2 protein-coding genes are annotated in these 1765 nt (G+C 73.9%); both read right to left on the bottom strand.

The window, feature by feature from the left end; all coding sequences use genetic code 11:
• The coding region (locus tag ABZY44_RS37630) for an ATP-dependent DNA ligase (protein WP_356662043.1) at nt 1-756 on the bottom strand (756 nt) is incomplete at its 3' end.
• 700 nt (nt 757-1456) lie between these two features.
• Nucleotides 1457-1765: transposase family protein (locus ABZY44_RS37625; protein ID WP_356662041.1), on the bottom strand; the 309-nt coding region annotated here is incomplete at its 5' end.

The raw sequence follows: 1765 nt of genomic DNA, 5'->3' as shown, positions 1-1765 counted from the left end.
GCGCAGCGGGACGGTGCGGCCGACCGTGCGCAGCCGGCGGTCCTGGTCGTGGCGGCCGAGGATGAGGAGTTGCGGGCGGGTGAGGGTGCCGGTGATGGCGCCGATGATCGCTTCGGTGGTGTCGCGTCGTCTGACCTTGGTCCACGGCCCTCTGTGACCTGGCATGTAGCGGCTGGTCTGGGGCTTGCAGAGGATGCCTTCGACGCCGGATACGTCCGTCCACGAGTCGAGCCATTCGCGGGCTTTGGCCGGGTCCGTGGTCATTGGGCACAGGGTCCATGGGGCCGTCAGGGCGTGTTCGGCGAACAGGGCCTCCAAGCGGGCGCGGCGCTCCACATACGGCAGGTGGAGCAGCTCGCGGCCGTCGATCTGCAAGACGTCGAACGCCACGAAGAAGGCCGGCAGCTTCGCGGCCAGCGCGGGAGCGCTGCGGGCGCGGGCGGCGGCCCGACGCTGCAACCCCTCGAACGACAGGGCACCGGCCTCGCTGTCCCACACGAGCAGTTCGCCATCGAGGACCAGGCCGGCGGGGAGCTGCGCCTCGGCAGCCGCGACGAGATCGGGAAACGCGCTCTGGATCAGGGCGCCGCGGCGGGTCTGGAGCAGCACCCGCCCACCCGGCCCAGCCGCAGTGAACACCAGCGCCCGGTACCCGTCGAACTTCTGCTCATACGCCACCCCCGAAGCGAGCGGACGCACGGGCGGCATCACCTCGGCGGCCTGCGCCAACATCGGCTCCACCGGCGGGTGCAACATCACGCGGCCTCCTTCTTCGGCCCTCCCCTCCAGAGTCCACCGCGTTGGACGACTCCCGCCCGGCAGGCCCGGCCCGGCAGTGCCCAGATCATCCATCCGAGGGGTACGGCCGGGCCGTCCAGGGCGCCGGGCGGCCGGTGTGCGGCACGGTGGCGGCATGCGCCGCTGGTCCCTCCCCCCTGCTCCTCGCCGTCCTGCCCACGGCCCCCGGATGCGTCACCGTCGACCCCGCCCCGCTCTCGCCTCCCGGCACCCGCGCCCCTGCGGCGGCCGATCACAAGCACCCGGCCAGCCCACCGCCCGCCGGGCCCGCGCCCGGGGCGGCGCCGCCGCTCTCCCCCCTGCCCGAGCCTGCGCCCACCGCCCCGGCCGGTCCCGCTCCCACGCAGGACCAGGGGCCCGGCCCCGCCAAAGCGGACCGCGCGAGCATCGGCGAGGCCCGGCACACCGTGCCCGCGCCCCGCCGGACGGCCGGACCAGGACCGGTACAGCCCCGCCGGGCCACCGCACCGAAGCGGGCTCCGCGCCCCGCAGGCAAGCCCAAAGCCAAGGTGAAGGCGCGGCCGAACCTCCCTGCCCTGGCGCCGCACCGCCCGGCCCGGCCCGCTCCCGGGGCGGGAGCCGGGGACATGAGGGAGCTGTGTCGCGCGGCCCACGGCATCACCAGCCCCGCCATCGCCTCACTGAGCCTTTTCCAACCTCAGGTTGAGGCGTGGTGAAGGACGAGGACGGCCTTCACGATGTTGGTGATCCGGTTGGGGCTGCAGCGGAGCTTCCGCAGTAGGCGCCAGCCTTTCAGGACGGCCATGGCCTGCTCGCCGACGCACCGGATCTTGGCGTGGCTGCTGTTGTGTCGTCGCTTCCAGCGCTTGAGCCGGCGGCCCCGGAAGGGGACTCGGATGTGCCGGCCGGCGCCTTGGTACGCCTTGTCCGCCCAGCATTTCACTCCCGCGGCGGCGAGCGCGTCGACGATCTCGTGCGTTCGTGCGGCCGTCAGGTCGTGGGTGGA

It is taken from the genome of Streptomyces sp. NPDC006544, from assembly GCF_040611715.1.
Classification (GTDB): domain Bacteria; phylum Actinomycetota; class Actinomycetes; order Streptomycetales; family Streptomycetaceae; genus Streptomyces.
This window is presented reverse-complemented; position numbering and strand designations above follow the sequence as displayed.